At 56.7% G+C, this 4410-nt stretch carries 6 protein-coding genes; 5 read left to right on the top strand and 1 reads right to left on the bottom strand.

Annotation, left to right across the window (positions count from 1 at the left end; all coding sequences use genetic code 11):
* The 3 genes from M7F93_RS11150 to M7F93_RS11140 all read left to right on the top strand — a co-directional run.
* Positions 1–443, top strand: a 443-nt coding sequence (locus tag M7F93_RS11150; RefSeq protein WP_298173425.1) for a hypothetical protein, incomplete at its 5' end; no start/stop codon positions are given.
* Positions 444–451: 8 nt separating this feature from the next.
* Positions 452–1201, top strand: coding sequence for a metallophosphoesterase (locus tag M7F93_RS11145; protein WP_298173422.1), 750 nt, complete (start codon positions 452–454; stop codon positions 1199–1201).
* 24 nt (positions 1202–1225) lie between these two features.
* Positions 1226–1792, top strand: a complete 567-nt coding sequence (locus M7F93_RS11140) for a 3'-5' exonuclease (RefSeq protein ID WP_298173418.1) — start codon at positions 1226–1228, stop codon at positions 1790–1792.
* A 170-nt stretch (positions 1793–1962) separates the two neighbouring features.
* Here M7F93_RS11140 and M7F93_RS11135 read toward each other — a convergent pair whose 3' ends face one another.
* Positions 1963–2907, bottom strand: coding sequence for a restriction endonuclease (locus tag M7F93_RS11135; RefSeq protein WP_298173415.1), 945 nt, complete (start codon positions 2905–2907; stop codon positions 1963–1965).
* 262 nt (positions 2908–3169) lie between these two features.
* On the opposite strand from M7F93_RS11135, the gene M7F93_RS11130 reads away from it, so the two are divergent.
* Together M7F93_RS11130 and M7F93_RS11125 are read left to right on the top strand one after the other, a co-directional pair.
* Complete coding sequence (locus tag M7F93_RS11130) at positions 3170–3523, top strand: YbjQ family protein (protein ID WP_298173412.1); 354 nt, start codon at positions 3170–3172, stop codon at positions 3521–3523.
* Between the two features lie 274 nt (positions 3524–3797).
* Positions 3798–4410 (top strand): type I restriction enzyme HsdR N-terminal domain-containing protein (locus tag M7F93_RS11125; RefSeq protein WP_298173409.1); only part of this gene is annotated, 613 nt, incomplete at its 3' end.

The raw sequence follows: 4410 nt of genomic DNA, 5'->3' as shown, positions 1-4410 counted from the left end.
TGCACGCGGAACTGGTGGCAGAACGCGAGGATGGCGTGGCGGTGTGCTGGAATGACGCCACGCTCGCAGAGGACACGCATCCCCGCTGGCAGGAGCCGCATCAGGTCATTGGCTATGACGCTACGGGGACTTGGGAAGATCATCTGCTGTGGGGACGGAGCTTGCGTTATGCCCTGTCCCACGAGATACCCATTGTTCCGGCCGCGTTGTCCCGCACCTATGTGGGGCACACCATCACGCCGCCCCGGGAAGGCCGCTTGTTGCAGGTCGCCGGGCATGTGTTTCTGGATACGGGGGCTGCCCATCTGGATCAGGCTGAGCGATACCGCGATCAGGGCTTGACCCTGTTTTGCCATCAGGAAGAACGGGGCTGGCTACTGACGGCATCGGGTATCCAGGAAGTGGGGCTGGATTCGCCCTTGGCGGGCAGGCACAAGGAATGACACGACTCATGACAACCGTCGCTTACGCCTCCGATCTGCATCTCGAATTCGGCAATGCCGTGCCCACGGAGGGGCTCGAAAAAGCGGACATCCTGGTGCTTGCGGGAGACGTCGACATGATTCCGGAAGGCTGGGCCGACCTGCTGCGCCAGTTGCGGAAGGTCTTTTCCGGTCCCATCGTCGGGATCCTGGGCAATCACGAATACTACAACGGGGTTTTCCCGGATGACAGGGAGAAATTCCGGGATGCCATCGCCCACGACCGTCAAGCTTATCTGCTGGAAAAGGACATGGTGATTCTGGATGGCGTCCGCTTTCTGGGTGCCACCCTCTGGACGGACTTCGCCAGCGGTCGTCAGATGCGCAGTTGCCAGCGCATGATGGCGGACTTTGCTGTGATTTTCGATGGCCATTCCGGGAATATTACTCCGGAAACCATCCTCAAGGTCCACCAGGACAACATCGCCTGGCTGGATGACCAGTTCACCAACCATCTGCACGCCGGGCCAGATATAGTGGTGACGCATCACGCGCCCAGTTACCAAAGTCAGCACCCCCGATTCGCCGGGAGCCCCATATCGGGCGGATTCTGCTCCAATCAGGAGCATCGCATTCAACGCTGGAAACCCGATGTCTGGATACATGGCCATGTGCATGATCCCATGGATTACCGCATCGGCCAGACCCGTATCCTCTGCAATCCGTGGGGATATCCCGATGAGGAGAATGACATGGGGTTTCGTATGGTGGAAATTTGAGGAGTGAACTCAGGAGAGAACGCTATGCATGACGTAATGATCGATATCGAAGCCCTCTCCACTCAGTTGGGGGCGGTAGTGCTGAGTATCGGGGCGGTGATCTTCGATCCCCACTCTGATCGCATCGGGCAGACCTTTGCCATCCGTTTGCCGGCTCAGGAGCAAATAGACCGGGGTGCGCTGGTGGATATCGACACCATCCAGTGGTGGATGGATCAGTCCCTGGAGGCGAGGCAGGCGGCTTTCCATGGCCCTTGCGCGCACTCGGTAGCTCAGGGCCTCGGCAAATTCTCCCGCTTTCTCCAGCGCATCCCTGCGGAAAGCTTGCGGCTTTGGTCCAATGGTCCATCCTTCGATTCCGCGCAATTGCAACTCCTGTACGCGCGGTTCCGGGAGCCTCTGGGACCCGGGAATGGATGGCCGGTGCGGTACAACGCGGATCGGGATTGCCGTACCCTCTTTGAACTGGCCTATCCGCAAGGCGGTATTCCTGTAGAAGACGAGGGCGTGGCGCACAATGCGCTGGATGACGCCGTTGGGCAGGCCAGGGCGCTACAGGCTTGTGTGCGGAAACTCAGAGGGCAGGGGTAAAAGATGGGCCGGAAGATGCCTGTGGATATCGAGGTGCTCACCCGATAGGCCAAGGGAATATCATTATCTATGGCAAGCGTTCCTTTCGGTATGTGGATCAGTTGCTGTAGTGCGGACTCATGTTTAATCCCTCGGAAAAACGGATTGGCATGCTGCCATTTTGGGGATATTCAGTCCGTTCCTTTTCTCATCTGCAATATTTTTTTGCAGGGCGGATATTTTGTGTAATTTTTGCAGCCCCAGAATTTATTCCCTTTCTTTCTGTTGGTTCTTGGCACCATTTTGATCCCGCAATGTGGGCAGGTTGGCGTGGTGTAGTCCCCTTCCGTTGCGAATGCCAGCAATCGCGCCTGCGACGAAGCGGGCAACCGCTCAATCAACGTTATGAAGTTCATACCGTCAACAAGAATAATACGGTCTTCCTTGGCGAGCTCCTCGGCGGGTTTGGTAAATGTGCCATTGGTGATGAAAGTCCCAGTGGGCACTTTTTCATGGGTCATCGTGCCCAAAAGCTGTCGAACCAGCTCAACTCCTATGGGTTTATCCGGCCATGCCTTGCACTGGGTAACTGCGATTAATGCGCCGGTTTCCCGATGGAACAAACGAATATCCACACCGCCATCGGCACCGAGCCCTGTGGTGGTGCTTCGCATACCGCATTCACGGTGATATTCATTGCAAAGGTCTTCAAACCGTTTCCATTCGAGGTCTCGGAGTAGTGACAAGGACCATCCGTTGGGCTGCTTAGGATCAGGGTTGGCGTACGGTGATGGATTGTTATTCAGGAACTTTTGAGAGGGCTTTGGTGCTTGATACGCGGGCTTGTCCGTTGTGGATGGCGTCACCGGCACTGTATCGCGGGCCAGAAACAGCATGAACGCCATGAATCCGAAAATCAGCGCCAGGATGCTGCCGATCATCTCAAAAAGTGGCGTCAGTATCTTCAGGATGGGGTTAATCTGAAAAACGGCGGGCAGGATCAGCCAGGATGAAAACAGGATGATGCCCGCGAGGATGGCCGAGCCGATCCACGCGGGGTCCGTCATGGTGGCGATGTTCAGCAGAGGGCTCCCGCTGGATCCCCGGTATCTGCGGCGTTTTCTATAATAGGCCATTGGTGGCTCTTTTGCGGCTGTAGGGTATGTTCTCAGTGTGCAAAAAGCGGCAAAGCTTGTCGAGACGTGATGGCCTGTTGGATAGCGTCGTCGGGTAAGGGGAGTATTCGTCTGAGCAAGGCAATGACCAGTCCCAGGTCAGAAGTCGCCGAACTGGTTGCGCGGCAAGTTGCTGACTGACCGCCTGTCCAGCATACTGACCCCATAAGAATACACTGTGATCGGTACATGGATTGCAGCATTCCGCAGAAAGGGAAACCGCATGGCCGCAGAACAAAGTCCTGTCCTTATCCTCACCATCAACGACTGCCCCGGCATGCGTGTGGTCCGCGTCATCGGGCCGGTCTATGGCACGGGTGTCCGATCCCGCAATATCGTCGGCAATTTCCTTGGTGGTGTCCGCGCCATCTTCGGCGGCAAGCAGGCTGGGTATCTCAAAATGATTGCCCAGACCCGCGATGATGCCCTGGAACAACTGGCCGAGCATGCCCGATCCATCGGCGCCAATGCCGTGCTGGGGATGCGTTTTGATTCCGGTGAATTTGATGCCGGGCAGGGGCAGGCAATGAATGAGGTTACGGCTTATGGGACGGCGGTGGTGGTGGAAGCTCAGTAACCGGCCACTTCCCGATGCCTATAGAACTTTTCCCAATTGTCTCACCGATACAAAGTCTGGCTACACCAGCCAGAAATAACTGCATGGGTGTCGGCAGCGGAAACAGACATTCCCCCTGGGAACAGGAACGATGTAGTATCGGCCAATAACAGTCGTTCGCGACCAAGGGTTGCATGGGAATGTTATACCGCAGTTTGGAATGTTGCGTTGTGCCGTTAGTGCAATCGAATTTACCTTATGCCGCTTGACCACCATCGCTGGAATAAAACCCTGAATGCCCGATAAGGAAGCCACAGCCCGCATCAAGATCAACAAGCTGCTCGAAGCGGCTGGCTGGCGTTTCTTCGCGGATGGCAGCGCGCCCGCGAACATTCGCCTCGAACCCAGCGTCACAATCAAGTCAACCGACCTGGACGCGCTGGGCGCCAACTTCGAGAAGAGCACAAAAGGCTTCGTCGACTTTCTCTTGCTCGATGCCAAAGGCTTTCCGCTGCTTGTCCTCGAAGCCAAAGCCGAAGACAAAAATCCGCTTGTCGGTAAAGAGCAGGCGCGCAAATACGCCAAGTCCCAGAACTGCCGCTTCGTCATGCTTTCCAACGGCAACCTGCACTACTTCTGGGACCTCGAACGCGGCAGCCCGTACGTCATCACCTCGTTTCCGACACCGGACTCGGTTACTGGCTACCAGAAGGTCACGCCCAATCCGCAGCGACTGATCGAAGAGCAGGTCGGCGAGGACTACATCGTTCGCACCCAGCGCCCGAACTACGCAGCTGAAGCCGCCTGGCAAAACGAAGCGGAGCGCCCCGGCTACATTCAGGCCAACAAGCTGCGCTTTCTCCGGCCGTATCAGCTAAAGGCCATCCACAGCCTTCAGACCGCAGTCG

This window comes from Acidithiobacillus sp., from assembly GCF_027322205.1.
In the GTDB taxonomy this organism is placed as follows: Bacteria; Pseudomonadota; Gammaproteobacteria; order Acidithiobacillales; family Acidithiobacillaceae; genus Acidithiobacillus.
Note: the sequence above shows the minus strand (reverse complement) of the source record. Positions and strands in the feature narration are given on the sequence as shown.

Excerpts from the sequence above, each read along its gene's own strand:
- M7F93_RS11135 (WP_298173415.1), bottom strand. The coding sequence starts at position 2,907 with ATGGCCTATTATAGAAAACGCCGCAGATACCGGGGATCCAGCGGGAGC.
- M7F93_RS11130 (WP_298173412.1), top strand. The coding sequence starts at position 3,170 with ATGGCCGCAGAACAAAGTCCTGTCCTTATCCTCACCATCAACGACTGC.
- M7F93_RS11140 (WP_298173418.1), top strand. The coding sequence starts at position 1,226 with ATGCATGACGTAATGATCGATATCGAAGCCCTCTCCACTCAGTTGGGG.
- M7F93_RS11145 (WP_298173422.1), top strand. The coding sequence starts at position 452 with ATGACAACCGTCGCTTACGCCTCCGATCTGCATCTCGAATTCGGCAAT.